The organism is Pseudomonas sp. LS1212 (genome assembly GCF_024741815.1).
In the GTDB taxonomy this organism is placed as follows: Bacteria; Pseudomonadota; Gammaproteobacteria; order Pseudomonadales; family Pseudomonadaceae; genus Aquipseudomonas.
Window position 1 is genome coordinate 3,820,358 of the sequence record NZ_CP102951.1, and the last position, 20,415, is coordinate 3,840,772.

General features: G+C 60.4%; 16 protein-coding genes and 1 pseudogene. 5 read left to right on the forward strand and 12 right to left on the reverse strand.

The window, feature by feature from the left end; all coding sequences use genetic code 11:
* Position 1: 1 nt before the first annotated feature.
* The 4 genes from NVV94_RS17720 to fabB all read left to right on the forward strand — a co-directional run bounded on the left by NVV94_RS17720 (position 2) and on the right by fabB (position 4,782).
* On the forward strand, positions 2–910 hold the full coding sequence (locus NVV94_RS17720) for an ABC transporter substrate-binding protein (protein WP_258443696.1): 909 nt from the start codon (positions 2–4) through the stop codon (positions 908–910).
* Positions 907–2,829, forward strand: coding sequence for an ATP-binding protein (locus NVV94_RS17725; protein WP_258443697.1), 1,923 nt, complete (start codon positions 907–909; stop codon positions 2,827–2,829). Before NVV94_RS17720 ends, NVV94_RS17725 begins: the two co-directional genes overlap by 4 nt.
* Positions 2,830–3,034: 205 nt before the next feature.
* Entirely contained in the window at positions 3,035–3,550 is a 516-nt protein-coding gene (gene fabA, locus NVV94_RS17730) for a 3-hydroxyacyl-[acyl-carrier-protein] dehydratase FabA (protein ID WP_258443698.1), read from the forward strand.
* A gap of 11 nt (positions 3,551–3,561) precedes the next feature.
* Positions 3,562–4,782, forward strand: coding sequence for a beta-ketoacyl-ACP synthase I (gene fabB, locus NVV94_RS17735; RefSeq protein WP_258443699.1), 1,221 nt, complete (start codon positions 3,562–3,564; stop codon positions 4,780–4,782).
* A gap of 109 nt (positions 4,783–4,891) precedes the next feature.
* Here fabB and NVV94_RS17740 read toward each other — a convergent pair.
* From NVV94_RS17740 to NVV94_RS17760, 5 genes and pseudogenes are all read right to left on the reverse strand, one after another.
* A pseudogene (locus NVV94_RS17740) lies at positions 4,892–5,357 on the reverse strand (DUF3859 domain-containing protein).
* 153 nt (positions 5,358–5,510) lie between these two features.
* Positions 5,511–6,239: a dienelactone hydrolase family protein gene (locus NVV94_RS17745; protein ID WP_258443701.1), complete on the reverse strand. Its 729-nt coding sequence runs from the start codon at positions 6,237–6,239 to the stop codon at positions 5,511–5,513.
* A gap of 68 nt (positions 6,240–6,307) precedes the next feature.
* Positions 6,308–8,212 carry a molecular chaperone HtpG gene (htpG, locus tag NVV94_RS17750; RefSeq protein WP_258443703.1) on the reverse strand — a complete coding sequence of 635 codons (1,905 nt, stop codon included), beginning with the start codon at positions 8,210–8,212 and terminating at the stop codon, positions 6,308–6,310.
* Positions 8,213–8,324: 112 nt separating this feature from the next.
* The gene (locus NVV94_RS17755; RefSeq protein ID WP_258443704.1) at positions 8,325–8,780 is read right to left on the reverse strand and encodes a PaaI family thioesterase; all 456 of its coding nucleotides are present in this window, start codon (positions 8,778–8,780) and stop codon (positions 8,325–8,327) included.
* Entirely contained in the window at positions 8,777–9,253 is a 477-nt protein-coding gene (locus tag NVV94_RS17760; protein WP_258443705.1) for a PaaI family thioesterase, read from the reverse strand. The genes NVV94_RS17755 and NVV94_RS17760 overlap by 4 nt, the downstream gene beginning before the upstream one ends.
* A 156-nt stretch (positions 9,254–9,409) precedes the next feature.
* Between NVV94_RS17760 and NVV94_RS17765 the strand changes: the two genes are divergently transcribed.
* Positions 9,410–9,637: a hypothetical protein gene (locus NVV94_RS17765; RefSeq protein ID WP_258443706.1), complete on the forward strand. Its 228-nt coding sequence runs from the start codon at positions 9,410–9,412 to the stop codon at positions 9,635–9,637.
* 119 nt (positions 9,638–9,756) lie between these two features.
* Here the strand turns inward: NVV94_RS17765 and NVV94_RS17770 are convergent, their stop codons facing one another.
* The 7 genes from NVV94_RS17770 to NVV94_RS17800 form a co-directional block, all read right to left on the reverse strand.
* Positions 9,757–10,497, reverse strand: coding sequence for a DUF599 domain-containing protein (locus NVV94_RS17770; RefSeq protein ID WP_258443707.1), 741 nt, complete (start codon positions 10,495–10,497; stop codon positions 9,757–9,759).
* 163 nt (positions 10,498–10,660) lie between these two features.
* Positions 10,661–11,974 carry a branched-chain amino acid transport system II carrier protein gene (gene brnQ / locus NVV94_RS17775; RefSeq protein WP_258443708.1) on the reverse strand — a complete coding sequence of 438 codons (1,314 nt, stop codon included), beginning with the start codon at positions 11,972–11,974 and terminating at the stop codon, positions 10,661–10,663.
* A 414-nt stretch (positions 11,975–12,388) separates the two neighbouring features.
* Positions 12,389–13,273, reverse strand: a complete 885-nt coding sequence (sucD, locus tag NVV94_RS17780; RefSeq protein WP_258443709.1) for a succinate--CoA ligase subunit alpha — start codon at positions 13,271–13,273, stop codon at positions 12,389–12,391.
* Positions 13,273–14,439, reverse strand: a complete 1,167-nt coding sequence (gene sucC / locus NVV94_RS17785) for an ADP-forming succinate--CoA ligase subunit beta (protein WP_258443710.1) — start codon at positions 14,437–14,439, stop codon at positions 13,273–13,275. The genes sucD and sucC overlap by 1 nt, the downstream gene beginning before the upstream one ends.
* Before the next feature lie 176 nt (positions 14,440–14,615).
* Positions 14,616–16,052: a dihydrolipoyl dehydrogenase gene (gene lpdA, locus NVV94_RS17790; RefSeq protein ID WP_258443711.1), complete on the reverse strand. Its 1,437-nt coding sequence runs from the start codon at positions 16,050–16,052 to the stop codon at positions 14,616–14,618.
* Between the two features lie 100 nt (positions 16,053–16,152).
* Complete coding sequence (gene odhB, locus NVV94_RS17795; RefSeq protein ID WP_258443712.1) at positions 16,153–17,373, reverse strand: 2-oxoglutarate dehydrogenase complex dihydrolipoyllysine-residue succinyltransferase; 1,221 nt, start codon at positions 17,371–17,373, stop codon at positions 16,153–16,155.
* 42 nt (positions 17,374–17,415) lie between these two features.
* A complete protein-coding gene (locus tag NVV94_RS17800; protein WP_258443713.1) occupies positions 17,416–20,247 on the reverse strand; it encodes a 2-oxoglutarate dehydrogenase E1 component in 2,832 nt (943 codons plus the stop codon).
* Positions 20,248–20,415 lie beyond the last annotated feature (168 nt).

The following is a 20,415-nucleotide window of genomic DNA, read 5'->3' on the forward strand; positions in this document are numbered from 1 at the left end:
TATGGCCCTTTGCCGATGGCTGTTGCGACTGTGCTGCCTGTGCCTGGCGAGCTTGCCGCTGGCTCCCTCCGGACAGGCTGCCGAAGTGCTGCTGACCGCCCTGGAAGACAGCCAGGGCATACGCGCCTTCACCGCAGAACTGGCCAGGCAGCGCCCCCAGGATCGGGTCCGCTTCAGACTGCTCGCAGAGCTGCCGGCACCTGGCCGACTGCCCGACGCCACACGGCTGATCCTGCTCGACTCGGCCAGTTTCGGTTGGCGCCTGCAGGAATCCCGGGGGCCAGCGACCCTGGTGTTGCTCATCAGTCGGGTACAGGCCAGGCAACGTCTGGGCAGCTACCGCCCGCCCCGCTTGACCCTGCTCTGGAGCGACCCACCGCCGGACCGTCAGTTGAAACTGATCCGACAGATTCTGCCCGAGGCCAGGCGCATCGGCGTGCTGTATGGCCGCAACAGTGCGTTTCTGCTGGAGGAGTTGCGCAAGGCCGCGCAGCCCCTGGCGCTGGAAATCATCGGCCAGTCCTGGGCCGATACCACCGACAATCGCTCCGTGCAAGCGCTGCTCAAACAGAGCGACGTGATCCTGGGCCTGGATGACGCCGACCTGTACAACTCCAAGACCGCCAAGAACCTGTTGCTCACCAGCTACGCCGGGCAACGGGCACTGATCGGCCCCAGTTTGGCATTCGTCAAGGCCGGCAGCCTGGCCAGCACTTACAGCGACCCGGCCGACTGGCTGGCGATCGTCACCGATTTGCTTGACCAGCCCGCTTCGAACTGGCCGCGCGCGCTGTACCCTGACCACTTCAAAGTGGCGAGTAACCGACAAGTCGCCCGCTCGCTCGGCATCGAACCGATCGACGAGCGTGCCGTCGCCGCGGCCCTGGCTGAAGGAGAAACCACTCCATGACCTTGCGCCCCAGCTGGGACATCCAGACCCGCACCCAGATCATCTGCCTGGGCCCTGCCCTGTTGCTGACCGTGCTGCTGATCAGTTTCTTTACCTTCGTGCGCATCCAGGATTTGCGCCAGGAAATGAACCACACCGGGCAACTGATCGCCAACCAGCTGGCGCCAGCCTCCGAGTACGGTGTGATTTCCGGCAACAACGACGTGCTGGAAAGCCTCATGCGCGCGACCATGGCCATTCCCCATGTGCGCTTTCTCGAGGTGCAGGACAACGCCAACCATATCCTGGTGTACGTCGAGCAACCCGGCGAAGCCGAGAAACGCTCCCAACTGGTCGAAGTATTCCAGGCGCCGATTCGCCTGCAACGTATTTCCTTGCAGAACGACTTCCTGCAGAGCGACGGCCAGCCGACGCAGAATACCGCCGAGGACTATCTGGGGCGGGTGATCGTCGGCATGTCCAATGACGCCTTCAACCAGCGTCAACGGGAAATCCTGTTAAAGGCAGCGATTCTCGCGTTGTTCGCGCTGCTGTTCACCTACTGGCTGGCGCGTCGCCTGGCCCTGAGCCTGTCCCAGCCGATCAGCGACATGGGCCACGCGGTCAAGGCCATCCAGCAAGGCGATTTCAAGTCCCCGCTGCCGATTGTCAACGATGCTGAACTCGGCGCCCTGGCGCAGCACATCAACAACCTGGCCAGCGGCCTGGAAGTGGCCAGCCGCGAGCAGCAGCAAGCCATGGCGCAATTGATCCAGACCCGCGAGGAGGCCGAGCGCGCCAACAGCGCCAAAACGGATTTCCTGGCCATGATGAGCCATGAACTGCGTACGCCGATGAACGGCGTCCTGGGCATGTTGCAGTTGCTCGAAACCACGCCCATGAGCGATGAGCAGACCGAGTACGCGGCCCTGGCCACCGAATCGACCGAACACCTGCTCAAAGTGATCAATGACATTCTCGATTTCTCGCGCATCGAACGCGCCTCGCTTGAGCTTGAGCACATCCCGTTCAACCTGGCCGAGCTGATCGACTGTTGCGCCCTGGCCTTCCAGCACAGCGCCCAACAACGCGGCCTGAGCCTTGACCTGCAGATGCCGGCGGGGTTCGAACAACTGCACGTTGCCGGCGATCCGACGCGCATCCGGCAAATTCTGGTCAACCTGATCGGCAATGCGCTGAAATTCACCGAAGTGGGCAGCGTTCGCATCGAACCGCACTGGCAGGTATTGGATCACCAATTGATCTGGTTCACCTGCACGGTTCGCGACACCGGCATCGGCATCAGCCCCGAGCGCCTGGAGATGATGTTCGTCGCCTTCCAGCAGGCCGACAGCTCGATTTCCCGGCGTTACGGCGGCACGGGCCTGGGCCTGTCGATTGCGCGCACCCTGGCCGAGCGCATGGGCGGCACGCTGCGCGCGCAAAGTGAAGAAGGCCGGGGCTCGCTGTTCACGCTGGAAATCCCGCTGGCGCTGAGCGAGCAACCGGTATTGCCGAGTGTCGCCCGCACCACATGGAATGAAAACGGCCAGGGCCGGCGCATCCTGCTGGTGGAGGACAACCCGGTGAACCAGGCAGTGATCGAGGCCATGCTGCGCAGCCTGGGTTTTGACGTGTGCGTGGTGGGCGACGGCGGGCAGGCCATCGATCAGGTCCAGCAACAGCGGTTCGCCGCCATCCTGATGGACTGTCGGCTGCCGGTGATTGATGGCTACCAGGCCACCGAGCGAATTCGCCAGCTGCCGGGAACCAGCGACCTGCCGATCATTGCCCTGACCGCCAATGCCTTGCAAGGCGACCGCGAGCGCTGCCTGAAGGCGGGCATGAACGATTATCTGGCCAAACCATTCAAGCGGATCGACTTGCAGCAAATACTTCAGCGTTGGCTGCCGGGCGACTTGGCTGGCGATAAATGCTAAAGTGCGGCAGTCTTAGAGGCCGGATCGGGTTACCGAAGCCGCCCGAATAATAATTTCAGTGCACAAGTGTACATCTTCGTCCTCTGTGCTGTGACTTTCACTACAACGCAATAGTCTATGTGTAGGCTGCCGCCCCAAGCCTGTGGCTTTTGGGTCGGTCGGGAAGATTGACCCCCTGCCGCACAGGGACTATTGAGGAGCTCGCATGACCAAACAAAACGCCTTTACCCGGGAAGACCTGTTGCGCTGCAGTCGCGGTGAGCTGTTCGGCCCAGGTAACGCGCAACTGCCTGCGCCGAACATGCTGATGGTCGATCGCATCACCCACATCAGTCCTGAGGGTGGCAAGTACGGCAAAGGTGAATTGGTCGCCGAGCTGGATATCACCCCGGACCTGTGGTTCTTCGCCTGCCACTTCGAAGGTGATCCGGTGATGCCGGGCTGCCTGGGCCTCGACGCCATGTGGCAACTGGTCGGTTTCTTCCTCGGCTGGCAAGGCCTGCCGGGCCGTGGCCGCGCCCTGGGTTCGGGCGAAGTGAAGTTCTTCGGCCAGGTTCTGCCGAGCGCCAAGAAAGTCACCTACAACATTCATATCAAGCGCGTTCTGCGCGGCAAGCTGAACATGGCCATCGCCGATGGCTCGGTCAGCGTCGACGGCCGCGAGATCTACACCGCCGAAGGCCTTCGGGTCGGCGTATTCACTTCCACTGACAACTTCTAAGGGTTATTCGCATGCGCCGCGTCGTTATCACTGGTCTGGGCATCGTGTCGTGCCTGGGCAATGACAAAGAGACCGTCTCCGCAAACCTGCGTGCAAGCCGCCCTGGCATCCGCTTCAACCCGGAATATGCCGAAATGGGTCTGCGCAGCCAGGTTTCCGGCTCCATTGACCTCAACCTCGAAGAGCTGATCGACCGCAAGGTTTTCCGTTTCGTCGGCCACGCCGCTGCCTACGCCTACCTGGCAATGCAGGATGCGATCAAGGATTCGGGCCTGACCGAAGATCAGGTGTCCAACCCGCGCACCGGCCTGATCGCCGGCTCCGGCGGTGCATCGACCCTGAACCAGATGGAAGCGCTGGACATCCTGCGCGAAAAAGGCGTCAAGCGCGTCGGCCCATACCGCGTCACGCGGACCATGAGCAGCACCGTTTCGGCCTGCCTGGCCACGCCGTTCAAGATCAAGGGCCTGAACTACTCCATCGCTTCTGCCTGCGCCACCAGTGCTCACTGCATCGGTACCGCCATGGAACAGATCCAGATGGGCAAGCAGGACATCGTCTTCGCCGGCGGCGGCGAAGAAGAACACTGGAGCCAATCGTTCCTGTTCGACGCCATGGGCGCACTGTCGAGCCAGTACAACGACACTCCGGAAAAAGCTTCCCGTGCCTACGACGCCAAGCGTGACGGTTTCGTCATCGCCGGTGGTGGCGGCATGGTCGTGGTCGAAGAGCTGGAACACGCTCTGGCCCGCGGCGCGAAGATCTACGCCGAAATCGTTGGCTACGGCGCAACGTCCGACGGCTACGACATGGTCGCCCCGAGCGGCGAAGGCGCGATCCGCTGCATGCAGATGGCGATGTCCACCGTCGACACTCCGATCGACTACCTGAACACCCACGGTACCTCGACGCCGGTTGGCGACGTGGCCGAGATCAAGGGCGTGCGTGAAGTCTTCGGCGACAAGGCTCCGGCGATCAGCTCCACCAAGAGCCTGTCGGGCCACTCCCTGGGCGCCGCCGGCGTTCACGAAGCGATCTACTGCATGCTGATGATGGAAGGCAATTTCATCGCAGGTTCCGCCAACATCGACGAACTGGACCCGGCCGTTGCCGACATGCCGATCCAGAGCAAGACCATCGAAAATGCCAAGATCGACACCGTGATGAGCAACAGCTTCGGTTTCGGCGGCACCAACGCCACTCTGGTGCTCAAGCGCTGGCAAGGTAAATAAGGGTCGTTGATCCTTATGTGAAAACGCCCCGACTGGTTCGGGGCGTTTTTGTTTGTGCAATGATCCGGAAATTGCTGCGGCCGCAAAGCGGTCACAGGATTTTGGATCCTTAGCGCACGGTAAACCGCTTCTGCGCCAACAACCGATCCCCCTGAAACACCATGAACTGCCAATCCCCCGGCACCACCTCATGGGCCTCGGTGAACTCGTAGGCCATCACATCCTGCGGCGCTCCGGGCACCAGCTTTTGCTCCACGACGAACTTGTCATGGCGCTTTCCATCGGGCGTCGTTACTCCAGGCGTCAGGTACAGCAGCGTCAATGGCGTGTCGTCTGCGACCTTGCTCAGCAGCTTATAGCGCATGCCAAATTTGGTCCCCCAGCCTGGCCGGCACCGTATCGGTCTGCTCGATGGTTTGGTTGCTTTGCGTGAGCACGCGCTCACCGGGCTGGAAGTCTTTGTACTGGGTGGCGAATACGCCGTATTCGATGGGGCCTTCAACACGAACTTCGGCACTGGCCAGGCCACTGACCAGCATCAATGCTGCCAGGGTGCTAAAACGGGGTAGGTGCATAGTGCGCTCCTGAAAATGGATGGCGCGAGGCTATGACACTGGGATGACACAGTGATGACAATTAGATCGCTATCGCGGGCAAGCCCGCTCCCACAGGTCCGGAGCACACTTCGCCCCCCCCCTGTGGGAGCGGGCTTGCCCGCGATGAGGCCCTTAAGCCTTAAACACTTCTTCCAACAAATCATGCATCGCCTGAAACGCCCGCCCCGCCGTCCTGGCGTCATACATCATCATGCCCGGCACGTTCGCCGCCGGATCAGTAAACGAATGCACCGCACCACCATAACTGGTCAGCTGCCAATCGACACCTGCCGCATTCATCTCATCCTCGAAGGCCGGCAATTGCTCCTTGGGTACCAGCGGATCGCTGGCGCCATGCAGTACCAAGACGGAGCCCTTGATGCTCTTGGCGTCGGCCGGGTTCGGTGTATCCAGCGTACCGTGGAATGACACCGTTGCCTTGAGCGGCGCACCGGTACGCGCCAGCTCCAGGGCACAACAGCCGCCGAAGCAGAAACCGAAGGTGGCCAGTTGCGCCTTGTCGACCGAAGCCGTGCCCTGCTCCTGCAATTGCACCAGGGCCGCTTGCATGCGCTTGCGCAACTCGGCGCGATCGTTTTTCAGCGGCATCATGGCTGCGCCCGCCTGATCGGCATCCTGCGGTCGCACCGCCTGCCCGTACAGGTCGGCAATCAACACCACGTACCCTTTCGCCGCCACCGCCTGGGCAATGCGCTCGGCACCTTCACCCACCCCCATCCAGTTCGGTGCCATCAGCAGGCCCGGACGTGGTGACTTGATGTCGGCGTCGAACACCAGACGGCTTTCATAGGGCTTGCCGTCGATCTGGTAGACCAGTGACTCGATAGTAACCGTGCTCATGGCGCTCTCCCGTCATTCCATGAATCAGCTATGAAAAAGCCCGCCGAAGCGGGCTTTTCCAGGACTGTTTACACCGACAACTCGACCAGCAGCTTGTTCAGCCGACGCACATAGGCCGCCGGGTCCTTCAGGCTATCGCCCGCCGCCAATGCCGCCTGGTCGAAGAGGATGTGCGAGAAGTCGGCGAAACGATCTTCGCTCTGCTCGTTGTCCAGCTTCTCGATCAGCGGGTGGGCCGGGTTGAATTCGAAGATCGGCTTGGAGTCCGGAACCTTCTGGCCACTGGCCTCGAGGATCTGACGCATCTGCAGGCCCAGGTCCTGCTCACCGATGGCCAGGATCGCCGGGGAATCGGTCAGGCGGTGGGATACCCGCACTTCGCTGACGGACTCACCCAGGGCCGACTTGAGACGCTCGACCAGGCCTTCCTTGCTCTTGGCCACTTCTTCCTGGGCCTGCTTGTCCTCTTCGGAGTCGAGCTTGCCCAGGTCCAGGTCGCCACGCGCCACGTCGACAAAGCCCTTGCCGTCGAAATCGCTGAGGTAGCTCATCAGCCACTCGTCGATACGGTCGGTCAGCAGCAGCACTTCGATGCCTTTCTTGCGGAAGACTTCCAGGTGCGGGCTGTTCTTGACCTGCGCGTAGGATTCACCGGTGAGGAAGTAGATCTTGTCCTGACCTTCCTTGGCCCGCGCCAGGTAGTCGGCCAGGGCAACGCTCTGCTCGCCGCTGTCGTCGCTGGTGGAAGCGAAGCGCAGCAGGCCGGCAATCTTCTCCTTGTTGGCGAAGTCTTCGGCAGGGCCTTCTTTCATGACCTGGCCAAAGTTTTTCCAGAAGCCCTTGTATTGCTCCGGCTCGTTCCTGGCCAGCTTCTCGAGCATGTCCAGGACACGCTTGGTCAGCGCGGACTTCATCGAATCGATGATCGGATCTTTTTGCAGGATTTCCCGCGATACGTTCAGCGACAGGTCATTGGAGTCGACCACGCCCTTGATGAAGCGCAGGTACAGCGGCAGGAACGACTCGGCCTGATCCATGACGAATACGCGCTGAACATACAGTTTCAGGCCGCGCGGCGCTTCACGCTGGTAGAGGTCGAACGGTGCACGGGCCGGCACGTAGAGCAGCGAGTTGTACTCCAGCTTGCCTTCGACCTTGTTGTGGCTCCAGCTCAGCGGGTTCTCGAAGTCGTGGGCGACGTGCTTGTAGAACTCCTGGTATTCCTCGTCCTTGACCTCGGTGCGTGGACGGGTCCACAGGGCACTGGCGCGGTTGACGGTTTCCCATTCCGGCGCGGGCTGCTCTTGACCTTCGGCAGCGGCCTGTTCTTTAGGCAGCTCGATCGGCAGCGCGATATGGTCGGAGTATTTCTTGATGATATTGCGCAGGCGCCAGCCATCGGCGAATTCTTCTTCACCCTTCTTCAGGTGCAGGACGATGCGGGTACCGCGCTCGGCCTTGTCAATGGTTGCGACGTCGAACTCGCCCTGGCCCCTGGAGGACCAGTGCACGCCGTCTGTAGCCGAAAGACAGGCACGACGGCTGAACACATCGACCTTGTCGGCCACGATAAAGGCCGAATAGAAGCCCACGCCGAACTGGCCGATCAGATGCGAGTCTTTCTTCTGGTCGCCGCTGAGGTGCTTCATGAAGTCGGCGGTGCCAGACTTGGCGATGGTGCCCAGGTGAGTGATCACATCCTCGCGGCTCATGCCGATGCCGTTGTCTTCGAGGGTGATGGTGTTGGCTGCTTTATCGAAGCTCACACGGATTTTCAGCTCGGCGCCACCTTCGAGCAGCTCAGGCTTGGCCAAGGCTTCGAAGCGGAGCTTGTCAACGGCGTCGGAGGCGTTGGAGATCAATTCGCGAAGGAAGATTTCCTTGTTGGAATACAGCGAATGGATCATGAGGTGCAGCAGTTGCTTCACCTCGGTCTGGAAGCCCAGGGTTTCTTTTTGAGTTTCCACACTCATGGTCATCAAACTCCAATCAGATGGCATAAGCCGCTTGGCAGGGGGGCCCGAAGGTCCCTCCCCTGCCAGTTTGCGGCGGGATGACATCGAAATGGGGGCTTGCGCCACGATTTCAAGTGCTGACTGGCTCCTCGATCTTGAAATGTGCACGTGCCGTTGCAATCGGCTCGGTTTCTACACCTTGCCAGGCAGTGATCGCCACGTTGGTCACGCGTCGGCCCTGGCGCCACAACTGGCAGCGCGCATAGGTGTCGCGCGCATGCCCGGCACGCAGGTAGTCGATGGAGAAATCGATGATTTTCGGAACCGAGCCGCTGCCAGTAAAAATCAGCACATGCAGCGCCGCAGCCAACTCCATGAACCCGGCAATCACCCCACCATGGATCGCCGGCAGTATCGGGTTGCCGATGTTGTCCGCATTGGCCGGCAGGCGAAACAGCAGCTCATCGCCCTGGCGCGTGCACTCGATGCCGATCAACCCGGCGTACGGGATCAATGCCAGCAACGGCGCATAATCGCCCTTGGCATGGGCCTGGTTCAGTTGCTCGCGCAAGTTGCCGGCGTTCATACCTGCCCCCCAAGTGCCGCCATCGGGGCGCCGTGACCTATCTTGATACTCTTGCCCAGGCGCATGAAGGTACCGACCACCTGGGCGATCGGCTGCGCCGGGTCATCCTGGTAGGCGAAGCCACGGGTGAAGATCACATCCCGGGTGACCCGGTAGCATTGAGCAAAGCCGTAGACGTCCTTGCCCGCCTCGCCCGGGTGCATGTAGTCGATGCGCAGGTCCAGGGTCGGGCACACCTCGAACTCCGGCAACACGCAGAGCGTGGCCATGCCGCAGGTGGTGTCCATCAGCGTGGTCACCGCGCCGCCGTGCAACGTCCCGGTTTGCGGGTTGCCGACAATCTGGGGCGAATACGGCAGCACCAGTGTCATGCCGTCGGCATTGGCACTGTGCACATGCATCCCCAGTTTCTGACAATGACGCAATACCGAGAGGAAACGTTCGGCACGCGCCAGCAGCGCTAAATCATTCATTCAAGAGACTCTTGTCTTAGTTTCTTCGAAAAGCAGATTTCGATAGAAAAGTCGATATGGATCCACTACTTATATATATTGAGCGAGCAAGGAACTTATTTCGAACTGCAACGCTCGAAAGGCACGTAGATACCTTTAAACACGGAGAGACACCCCATGCGTAAGACTTTAGCTTATACCTTGATGCTGGCCGCCACCCTGGGTCTTGCTGCTTGCGATAAAGCCAGCGAGAACAAGGCTCCGGATGTCCAGAAACAAGCCGAGCAGGCTCAGGATAAGATGAACGAGGCTGCCAAAGAAAACGTCGAAGCCGCCAAATCTGCGGCTGAAGAGGCAGCCACCCCTGCCCCTGCACCGGAAGCGGCGCCAAAACCTGCCCAATAAGTCGCAGGCTGAGGCATCACGCAAAATAAAGCCCGATCATGTCGGGCTTTATTTTGCTCGGCGTAAACTTTCCAAAGGTCGAACTCGGAACTAATAACGCAACGCACGGATAAACACACTCACCCGGCTATCTCCCGGCTCGCCTCAGGCAATGGCGCTTCCGTCGGTGTATAGACCATCACATCCAGTACGTCGGAATGAAATTCGCGGCGGTACAGCACCAGCACCACCCCGGCGCTCATCAGCATGAACAACCAGGGGCTGACGAACCAGGCCAGCATGGTCATGCCGAAATAATAGGAACGCAGACCAAAGTTGAACTGGTTGGCCGCCATCGAAATAACCCGCGCCGCACGCGAAGCAAAGGCCTTGCGCTCCATCTCGCTGACATGCCGCTCGCCGACCATGGGCGCCGACCCCACCAGCACTGCCGCGAAGTTGTACTGGCGCATGCACCAGCTAAAGGTGAAGAACGCGTAGACGAAGACCATTGCCAGGCACAGCAACTTTACCTCCGACATCCCCTGGGAAGCCTGCTGCACCAACGGCAGGTCGGCCAGCAGCGACAGGGCACGGTCCGAAGCACCCAGCACCGCGAGAATACCCGCCAGGATGATCAGGGTGCTGGAGGCGAAAAACGAGGCATTGCGCTCAAGGTTGCCGATCACGCTGGCATCGGCGATGCGGTTGTCGCGCAACAGCATGCGGCGCATCCAGTCTTCGCGGTACAGGTGCAGCACGCTGGCCAGGCAGGCGGTGTCGCGGCCCTTCCAGGTTGCATAGCGGGTATATCCCCCCCAACACACGATGAACCACAGCGCCGCGGCAAGATGGACCAGATTGTTCTCTACAAACGACATGCAAATTCCTGGAAAAAGTACTGACGAAAGAGGCGAAAGCGCACTGCTTCGACGTTAGCACAGGGAAAAAGACACGATCATCGGGCATAAAAAAATGCCCCGCATCGATTGATACGGGGCATTTCAGTTTCTCGCTACCTGCTTGTGGCAGGTGCCAGAGGTATCAGGCCAGCGCTTCGCTGCGCTTGCCCAGCAGGCGGTCGACCACTACCGCAGCAAACAGCGTCATCACCGAAGGCACCAGCCAGGCCAGGCCTTGCTCGCTCAACGGCAGGTGCGCCATCTGGGTCGGCATCCACTCGGCCAGGCCCGCGCCCTTGAGGGCGTCGATCAGGCCGAACAGGAACGATACGAGCATGACCGGGCCGACAATGCGCCCCTGCTCTTGCCAGAAGTCCTTGCAGAAGCTCAGGGCTACCAGGGCGATGCACGGCGGGTAGATCGCCGTCAGTACCGGGATCGAGAACGCAATCAGCTTGGTCAGGCCCAGGTTGGACACCAGCAACGAGAACGCTGCCAGGATGATCACCAGGGTCTTGTAGGACAGCGGCAGCACGCGACTGAAATACTCGGCGCAGGCGCAGGTCAGGCCAACCGCCGTCACCAGGCACGCCAGGGAAATCAACACGGCCAGGAAACCGCTGCCCAGGGAGCCGAAGGTGTGCTGCACATACGCGTGCAACACCGCCGCGCCATTGGTAGCGCCGGCGGCGACTTCATGGCTGCCCGAGCCGAGACGGAACAGGCTGACGTACACCAGTGCCAGACCGACGCCGGCAATCAGGCCGGCGATGATCGCATAACGGGTAATCAAGCGCGGTGAGTCGACGCCTCGCGAGCGAATCGCGTTGACGATGACGATGCCGAACACCAGCGCCCCGAGGGTATCCATGGTCAGGTAACCATTGATGAAGCCCTGGGAGAACGGTGCAGCAACGTACTCGGGGGTGGCCGTGCCGATATCGCCGGCCGGCAAGGCGAAGGCGGCGATGCCCAGCACCGCCAGCGCAATGATCTTCAACGGCGCCAGGAAACGCCCGACGGTATCGAGCAGGCGGCCCGGATAGAGCGAGATGAAGAATACGACCAGGAAATACACCGCGCTGTAGAGAAACAGCGCCAGCGGGCTCTCACCGGTCAGCGGCGCCAGGCCCACTTCGAACGACACGGTCGCGGTACGCGGCGTCGCGAACAACGGACCGACCGCCAGGTAGCACGCAGCCGCCAACAGACCGCCGGCGACTTTGCCGATCGGGCTGCTCAGGGCATCCATCGCGCCACCGACCTTGGCCAGGGCGACAACGGTGATGACCGGCAGGCCCACCGCGGTGATCAGAAAGCCCAGCGCCGCCATCCAGACATGAGGACCGGACTGCAAACCGACGATGGGAGGGAAGATGATGTTGCCAGCCCCGACGAACAGGGCAAACGTCATAAAGCCAAGCGCCAGGATGTCCTGGCCTTTCAACACTTTCATTAAGGAAATACCACACTACTGAATCGGAATTTAGAGGGGGACTTCCCTATGGGTGAGGGAAATGCTGCCTATCCGGATGGGACAGGCCCGTTTTGCGTGCTGCTCCCTTTTGGGGCGCGAGACACAGAAGTTAGCGCGCTAGGGTACCGAATTTGGGCCTTGAACGCACTGTTGCGGGGCGAAGTATCCGATGCGCGACATTTTTGTGTCGCATTTATGCATTTTGTGTTGTTTGTACCGGCCTCATCGCTGGCAAGCCAGCTCCCACAGGAGACCGCGGTGTACGCATTTCCTCTGTGGGAGCGGGCCGGGCGGCGTTCCGCTTGCCCGCGATGGGGCCGGTACTGACACCCCAAAAGCACAAAGGCCACCCGAAGGTGGCCTTTGCAGCTGGAGCTGAACGTCAGCCGAAGCTTACTTCTTCACTTCCCAGCCAGTCAGCTCGGCCAGGGCCTTGCCGATGTCTGCCAGCGAACGCACGGTTTTCACGCCTGCGTCTTGCAGTGCAGCGAATTTCTCGTCTGCAGTGCCTTTGCCGCCGGAGATGATTGCGCCAGCATGGCCCATGCGCTTGCCCGGAGGAGCAGTCACACCAGCGATGTAGGAAACAACCGGCTTGGTCACGTTAGCCTTGATGTAGGCAGCCGCTTCTTCTTCAGCCGAACCGCCGATCTCACCGATCATGACGATCGCTTCGGTCTTCGGGTCTTCCTGGAACAGCTTCAGGATGTCGATGAAGTTGGAGCCCGGAATCGGGTCACCACCGATGCCGACGCAGGTGGACTGACCGAAACCGGCGTCAGTGGTCTGCTTCACGGCTTCGTAAGTCAGGGTGCCGGAACGCGAAACGATACCGACCTTGCCTGGCAAGTGGATGTGACCTGGCATGATGCCGATCTTGCACTCGCCCGGAGTGATGACGCCTGGGCAGTTAGGGCCGATCAGGGTCACGCCCAGCTCGTCGCACTTGACCTTGGCATCGAGCATGTCCAGGGTAGGAATGCCTTCGGTGATGCAGACGATCAGCTTGATGCCGCCGAACGCTGCTTCAAGGATGGAGTCCTTGCAGAAAGGAGCCGGTACGTAGATAACGCTGGCGGTGGCGCCAGTGGCTTCTACTGCTTCTTTCACAGTGTTGAACACTGGCAGGTTCAGGTGGGTGGTACCGCCCTTGCCTGGAGTCACGCCGCCAACCATCTTGGTGCCGTAGGCAATGGCTTGTTCGGAGTGGAAAGTACCCTGCGAGCCGGTGAAGCCCTGGCAGATGACTTTGGTGTCTTTATTGATCAGGACGCTCATTACTTGCCCTCCGCAGCTTTAACGACTTGTTGAGCAGCGTCGGTCAGGCTGGTAGCAGCGATGATGTTCAAACCGCTTTCTGCCAGTACTTTAGCGCCCAGCTCAGCGTTGTTGCCTTCAAGGCGAACAACAACCGGGATTTTCACGCCGACTTCTTTCACGGCGCCGATGATGCCTTCGGCAATCATGTCGCAGCGAACGATGCCGCCGAAGATGTTGACCAGTACTGCAGCGACGTTGGAGTCGGACAGGATGATCTTGAACGCTTCGGTAACGCGTTCCTTGGTAGCGCCGCCGCCAACGTCGAGGAAGTTGGCGGGTTTGCCGCCATGCAGGTTGACGATGTCCATGGTACCCATGGCCAGGCCGGCACCGTTGACCATGCAACCGATGTTGCCTTCCAGGGCTACGTAGTTCAGTTCGAACTTGGCAGCGTGCGCTTCGCGCGGATCGTCCTGCGACGGATCGTGGAAGGTTTTCAGCTTGGGCTGACGGTACATGGCGTTGGCGTCGATGTTGATCTTGGCATCGAGGCAGTGCAGATCGCCGTCGGCCTTGATCACCAGCGGGTTCACTTCCAGCAGGGCCAGGTCGTGGTCCTGGAACAGCTTGGCCAGGCCAACGAAGATCTTGGCGAACTGAGCAACCTGCTTGCCTTCCAGACCCAGCTGGAATGCCAGCTCGCGACCCTGGAACGGCTGAGCGCCAACCAGTGGGTCGATAGTGGCCTTGAGGATTTTCTCAGGGGTGTCGTGAGCGATTTTCTCGATGTCCACGCCACCTTCGGTGGAAGCCATGAACACGATGCGACGGCTCGAACGGTCAACGACAGCGCCCAGGTACAGCTCTTTAGCGATATCAGTGCACGATTCAACCAGGATCTTGGTGACTGGCTGGCCATTGGCATCAGTCTGGTAAGTCACCAGACGCTTGCCCAACCACTGTTGAGCGAAGGCTTTGGCGTCTTCTTTGTTGCGAACCAGCTTTACGCCGCCCGCTTTACCGCGACCACCCGCGTGAACCTGGGCCTTGACGACCCATTCGGTCCCGCCGATCTTCTCGCACGCCGCAGCGGCTTCTTCCGGGGTGTCTACCGCGTAACCCTTGGATACTGGCAGGCCGTATTCAGCGAACAGCTGCTTACCCTGATACTCGTGAAGATTCATGCTTATTACCGTCTTCGTTAGGTACTGCGCTTCGGTGCTGCACTTTGACAAGTGCCGCACCACCTGTGACCGCTACTCCCGAGACAGGGCCCCGGGAGGTCGAGTCCAGCGGATATTCCGCGGTGAGTCGTGCAGGCAAGACTCACGACGGGCCATCCGCCGTGGTTTCTTATTGTTTAACGCTTCTTACGGTTGGCAATGTGAATGGCGCCGCCATTCACTGCCAGCGCTGCTTCATGCAACGCTTCGGACAAGGTCGGGTGGGAGAAAACCATCATTCCCAGGTCTTCGGCGCTGGTGCCGAATTCCATGCCGATCGCACCCTGCTGAACCAGTTCTGCGGCGCTTGGGCCAATCACGTGGACGCCCAGTACGCGGTCGGTCTTGGCATCAGCGATGACTTTTACAAAACCGCCGGTATCGTTGGCAGCCATGGCACGGCCACTGGCAGCGAACGGGAAGGTGCCGACGTTAACTTCTACGCCTTCAGCTTTCAAGGCCTGTTCGGTTTTGCCGACCCACGCGATTTCCGGGTGAGTATAGATAACCGAAGGAATCAGGTCATAGTTCATCTGGGTCTTGTGACCCTTGATGCGCTCGACAACCATGATGCCCTCTTCCGAGGCCTTGTGCGCCAGCATCATGCCGCGTACCACGTCGCCAATGGCGTAAACGCCCGGCACGCTGGTAGCGCAGTAGTCGTCGACGAACACGAAACCACGCTCGTCGATGGTCACGCCGCTGTCGGCTGCCAGCAGATCGGTGGTCACTGGACGGCGACCGACAGCAACGATCAGCTTGTCGAAGGTGATGGTCTGTTCGCCGTTGGCGTCGGTGTAGGTCACCACGACTTCTTCGCCATTGACTTTGGAACCGGTCACGCGAGCGCCCAGCTTGATGTCCAGGCCTTGCTTGGTCAGGGTTTTCAGCGCTTCCTTGGAGACCGCTATGTCGGCGGCCATCAGGAAGGTGTCCAGAGCTTCCAGGACGGTCACTTCAGCGCCCAGGCGAGACCATACCGAACCCAGTTCCAGACCGATCACGCCAGCACCGATCACGCCCAGGCGCTTAGGCACGGCCTGGAATTCCAGGGCGCCGGTGGAGTCGACGATGACTTTCTGGTCGACCGGAGCCGGCGGGATGTCGATCGGGCGCGAACCGGATGCCAGGATCACGTTGTCAGCTTCGATCACTTCGACAGTGCCGTCAGGCTTGGTGACTTCGACCTTCTTGCCGGCCAGCAGCTTGCCGTGGCCCTGGATGGAAGTCACGCCGTTGGCCTTGAACAGGGTGGCAACACCGCTGGTCAGGTTTTTGACGATGTTGGCCTTGCGACCGACCATGGCCGGTACGTCCATGGTCACGCCAGCGTGGTTGATACCATGGATTTTGAAGCCGTCTTCGGCTTCATGGAATTTCCAGGAGCTGTCCAGCAGCGCCTTGGAGGGAATGCAACCGACGTTCAGGCAGGTACCGCCCAGGGCCAGTTTACCCTCGCCGTCGGTGTACTTCTCGATGCAAGCCGTCGACAGACCGAGTTGTGCAGCCTTGATAGCCGCTACGTAGCCGCCAGGGCCAGCACCAATCACTACAACGTCAAATTTTTGCGACATTCAAAAGATCCTCTTCTATAGCGGCAAGCGTCAAGCCGCAAGCCACAAGCCGAAGCGCAACTCACTTGCAGCTTTCAGCTTGCAGCTCACAACTGCTTCTTTAGATATCCAGCAGCAGACGAGCCGGGTCTTCCAGCAGGTTTTTGATGGTAACGAGGAAAGTCACGGCTTCTTTACCATCGATCAAACGGTGATCGTAGGACAGCGCCAGGTACATCATCGGGCGGATGACTACCTGACCGTTGATCGCCATCGGGCGCTGCAGAATGTTGTGCATGCCCAGGATGGCCGCTTGCGGCGGGTTGACGATCGGAGTCGACAGCATGGAACCGAACGTACCACCGTTGGTGATAGTGAAGGTACCGCCAGTCATTTCTTCCATGGACAGCTTGCCGTCGCGAGCCTTCTTGCCGAAGGTGGCGATGCCGCCTTCGATTTCAGCCAGGCTCATCAGTTCGGCGTTACGCAGAACCGGCACTACCAGGCCACGGTCGCTGGATACGGCAACACCGACGTCGGCGTAGCCGTGGTAAACGATGTCCGAGCCGTCGATCGAGGCGTTGACTGCCGGGAAGCGTTTCAGCGCTTCGGTGGCTGCTTTCACGAAGAACGACATGAAGCCCAGGCGCACGCCGTTGTGCGACTTCTCGAACAGGTCCTTGTACTTCGAACGCAGCGCCATGACTTCGGTCATGTCGACTTCGTTGAAGGTGGTCAGCATCGCCATGTTCGACTGTGCTTCGACCAGACGCTCGGCGACCTTGGCACGCAGGCGGGTCATCGGTACGCGCTTCTCGACGCGATCGCCGGCAGCCATGATCGGCGCGGCAGCGCCTGGCGCAGCGGCCGGCTTGGCAGCAGGCGCAGCAGCTGGAGCGGCTTTCTTGGCTTCAACGGCGGCAACCACGTCTTCCTTGGTCACGCGGCCGTCTTTGCCGGTGCCCTTGACGCTGGCCAGGTTGATACCGTTTTCTTCGGCCAGCTTGCGTGCGGCAGGTGCAGCGATGGCATCTTCATCGCCAGCAGCAGGCGCAGCGGCTTGAGCAGCAGCGGCAGGTGCGGCAGCAGGAGCAGCGGCGGCAGAGCCTTCTTCGATAGCGCCCAGAACTTCGTCGGACAGAACTGTGTCGCCCTCGTTCTTGACGATCGCGCCCAGTACACCATCAGCGGTAGCCAGAACTTCCAGCACGACCTTGTCGGTTTCGATGTCGACGATCAGGTCGTCACGCTTGACGGACTCGCCCGGTTTTTTGTGCCAGGTGGCAACGGTGCCATCGGCAACCGATTCCGGGAAAGTAGGGGCTTTGATCTGAATAGCCATTATCAGTGGTTCCTTAAATTCGGTTTCTAGTGCGCGACGGCATTAAACAGTGAAGGCATCTTGCAGCAGTTGTTCCTGCTGCTCGGCGTGCATCGAAGCGTAACCACAAGCAGGTGCGGCGGACGCCTCACGACCAGCGTATTCCAGGAACAGGCCCTTCTTGTGGTTGCTGAGGCTGCGACGCATGTGATGCTGGCTGCTGTACCAGGCGCCCTGGTTCATCGGCTCTTCCTGGCACCAGACCACGTGTTCGAGGTTGGTGTAAGGGGCGAGCGTCTCCATCAGGTCGTCCTCGGGGAACGGATACAGCTGCTCGATACGCACGACGACGATGTCTTCACGACCTTCGGCACGGCGTTTTTCCAGCAGGTCGTAGTAGACCTTGCCGCTGCACAGAACCAGGCGGGTGACCTTTTTCGGGTCATGCGCATCGATCTCTGGAATGACGGTCTGGAACGAACCTTCAGCCAGGTCTTCGAGGGTCGAGATGGCCAGCTTGTGGCGCAACAGCGACTTGGGCGTCAACACGACCAGAGGCTTGCGCAGCGGACGGATCACCTGACGACGCAGCAGATGGTAGATCTGTGCCGGGGTGGTCGGTACGCACACCTGAATGTTGTGCTCGGCGCACAGTTGCAGGTAACGCTCAAGACGTGCCGAGGAGTGCTCAGGCCCCTGCCCTTCATAACCGTGCGGCAGCAGCATGGTCAGACCGCACAGACGGCCCCACTTGTGCTCGCCACTGGTGATGAACTGGTCGATAACCACCTGGGCGCCGTTGGCGAAGTCGCCGAACTGGGCTTCCCAGATCACCAGCGCGTTAGGCTGGGTGGTCGAGTAACCGTACTCGAATGCCAGCACCGCTTCTTCGGACAGGAACGAATCGTACAGGTCGAAACGTGGCTGGCCTTCGTAGAGGTGCTGCAAAGGCACGTAGGTGCTGGCGTCTTTCTGGTTATGCAGCACTGCGTGGCGGTGCGAGAACGTACCGCGACCGATGTCCTGGCCGGTCATGCGAATCGGGTGACCTTCGAACGCCAGGGTCGCGTACGCCATGGTTTCAGCGTAACCCCAGTTGATCGGCAGGCCGCCGGCTTGCATCTTCTGACGGTCTTCGTAGATCTTCGAGACCTGACGCTGAACCACGAAGCCTTCCGGCAGCTCCAGCAGCTTGGCGGACAGCTCTTGCAGGGTCTTGAGGCCAAAACGCGTGTCGTGACGCGCGGTCCAGGCGTGACCCAGGTACGGACGCCAGTCTACGAACAACTCTTTGTTCGGCTCCTTGACCAGGCTTTTTACCACGTGCAGGCCGTTGTCCAGCGCATTGCGGTAGTCGTCGATCTTGCCCTGTACGCGCACGAGATCGAGGCGGCCGGCCTGGATCAGGCGGTCGGCGTACAGCTCGCGGGTGGTGCGCTGCTTGGCGATCTTCTGGTACATCAGCGGCTGGGTGCCGCTCGGCTCGTCGGCCTCGTTGTGGCCGCGACGACGGTAGCAGACCAGGTCGATGACCACATCGCGCTTGAACTGCATCCGGTAGTCGATGGCGAGCTGGGTCACGAACAGTACCGCTTCCGGATCATCGCCGTTCACGTGCAGGATTGGCGCCTGGATCATCTTGGCAACGTCGGTCGCGTACTCGGTCGAACGCGAGTCCAGCGGGTTGCTGATGGTGAAGCCAACCTGGTTGTTGATGACGATGTGCACCGTACCGCCGGTCTTGAAACCGCGGGTCTGGGACATCTGGAAGGTTTCCATGACCACGCCTTGACCGGCGAATGCCGCGTCACCGTGGATGGAAATCGGCAGCACCTTGTCACCTTCCGGATCGTTGCGGCGATCCTGACGGGCGCGGACCGAACCTTCGACAACCGGCGAGACGATTTCCAGGTGCGAAGGGTTGAACGCCATGGCCAGGTGCACTTCGCCACCTGCGGTCATGACGTTGGAGGAGAAGCCCTGGTGGTACTTCACGTCACCGGAACCCAGCTCGACCTGCTTCTTGCCTTCGAACTCGTCGAACAGATCACGCGGGTTCTTGCCGAACGTGTTGACCAGCACGTTCAAGCGACCACGGTGAGCCATGCCGATCACGACTTCCTTGGTGCCGTAGGAACCGGAGCGCTGGATCAGCTCGTCGAGCAGCGGGATGAGGCTCTCGCCGCCTTCCAGGCCGAAACGCTTGGTGCCCGGGTACTTGGTGCCCAGGTATTTCTCCAGGCCTTCGGCAGCGGTGACGCGCTCGAGCAGGTGGCTCTGGATGTCGGCAGAGTAGGCAGGACGGCCACGCACGCTCTCCAGACGCTGCTGGAACCAGCTGCGCTGCTCGGAGTCGGTGATGTGGGTGTATTCGGCGCCAATGGTGCGGCAATATGTCTGCTGCAAGGCGTCGAAGATTTCGCGTAGGCTCGCTTCCTCTTTGCCGATGAACAGGTCGCCGGTACGGAAGGTCGTATCAAGATCGGCATTGGTCAAGCCGTAATGATTGATCGACAGGTCTACGGGCGCAGGACGTTGCCACAGCCCCAGCGGGTCGAGCTGGGCTGCCTGGTGGCCGCGCATGCGGTAGGCCTGGATCAAACGAAGCACTTCAACCTGCTTCTTCTCGTGCTCTGAGCTCACGCTGCCGGCGGATACCGGTTGAGCGCGGCGCTGGTTCTTTGCCAGCAACACGAAATGATCGCGGATCGTGGAGTGCGATACATCGGTAGCAGTGCTGCCTTCAGCGGGCAACTTCTGGAAGTAGGTGCGCCATTCTTCTGGCACAGCGTTAGGGTCGTGCAGGTAGAGCTCGTAGAGCTCTTCCATATAGGCAGCGTTACCACCGGATAGGTGGGCACTGTTCCACATGCGCTGCATCACGCTTTCTTGCATGCTTGGTCACCCTCGGTAAGGGGACTCCACCGGCGGATATCCACAGTGAGCCTGGGCAAGTCGAAATGCAGCGACCAAGCCAAGCCACCGAGGGTCCCGCAGATAGTCCGGGTACCAGCCCGGATGCCCCTGCTGGTCTCATTTCTTCAAAAGTAAAAGCACGAGCTT

Coding starts and splice junctions, on each gene's coding strand:
- odhB (WP_258443712.1), bottom strand. CDS start 17,373: ATGGCTATTCAGATCAAAGCCCCTACTTTCCCGGAATCGGTTGCCGAT.
- NVV94_RS17800 (WP_258443713.1), bottom strand. CDS start 20,247: ATGCAAGAAAGCGTGATGCAGCGCATGTGGAACAGTGCCCACCTATCC.
- fabA (WP_258443698.1), top strand. CDS start 3,035: ATGACCAAACAAAACGCCTTTACCCGGGAAGACCTGTTGCGCTGCAGT.
- NVV94_RS17720 (WP_258443696.1), top strand. CDS start 2: ATGGCCCTTTGCCGATGGCTGTTGCGACTGTGCTGCCTGTGCCTGGCG.
- htpG (WP_258443703.1), bottom strand. CDS start 8,212: ATGAGTGTGGAAACTCAAAAAGAAACCCTGGGCTTCCAGACCGAGGTG.
- brnQ (WP_258443708.1), bottom strand. CDS start 11,974: ATGAAAGTGTTGAAAGGCCAGGACATCCTGGCGCTTGGCTTTATGACG.
- NVV94_RS17725 (WP_258443697.1), top strand. CDS start 907: ATGACCTTGCGCCCCAGCTGGGACATCCAGACCCGCACCCAGATCATC.
- NVV94_RS17760 (WP_258443705.1), bottom strand. CDS start 9,253: ATGAATGATTTAGCGCTGCTGGCGCGTGCCGAACGTTTCCTCTCGGTA.
- sucD (WP_258443709.1), bottom strand. CDS start 13,273: ATGAGCGTCCTGATCAATAAAGACACCAAAGTCATCTGCCAGGGCTTC.
- lpdA (WP_258443711.1), bottom strand. CDS start 16,052: ATGTCGCAAAAATTTGACGTTGTAGTGATTGGTGCTGGCCCTGGCGGC.
- NVV94_RS17755 (WP_258443704.1), bottom strand. CDS start 8,780: ATGAACGCCGGCAACTTGCGCGAGCAACTGAACCAGGCCCATGCCAAG.
- NVV94_RS17765 (WP_258443706.1), top strand. CDS start 9,410: ATGCGTAAGACTTTAGCTTATACCTTGATGCTGGCCGCCACCCTGGGT.
- NVV94_RS17770 (WP_258443707.1), bottom strand. CDS start 10,497: ATGTCGTTTGTAGAGAACAATCTGGTCCATCTTGCCGCGGCGCTGTGG.
- sucC (WP_258443710.1), bottom strand. CDS start 14,439: ATGAATCTTCACGAGTATCAGGGTAAGCAGCTGTTCGCTGAATACGGC.
- fabB (WP_258443699.1), top strand. CDS start 3,562: ATGCGCCGCGTCGTTATCACTGGTCTGGGCATCGTGTCGTGCCTGGGC.
- NVV94_RS17745 (WP_258443701.1), bottom strand. CDS start 6,239: ATGAGCACGGTTACTATCGAGTCACTGGTCTACCAGATCGACGGCAAG.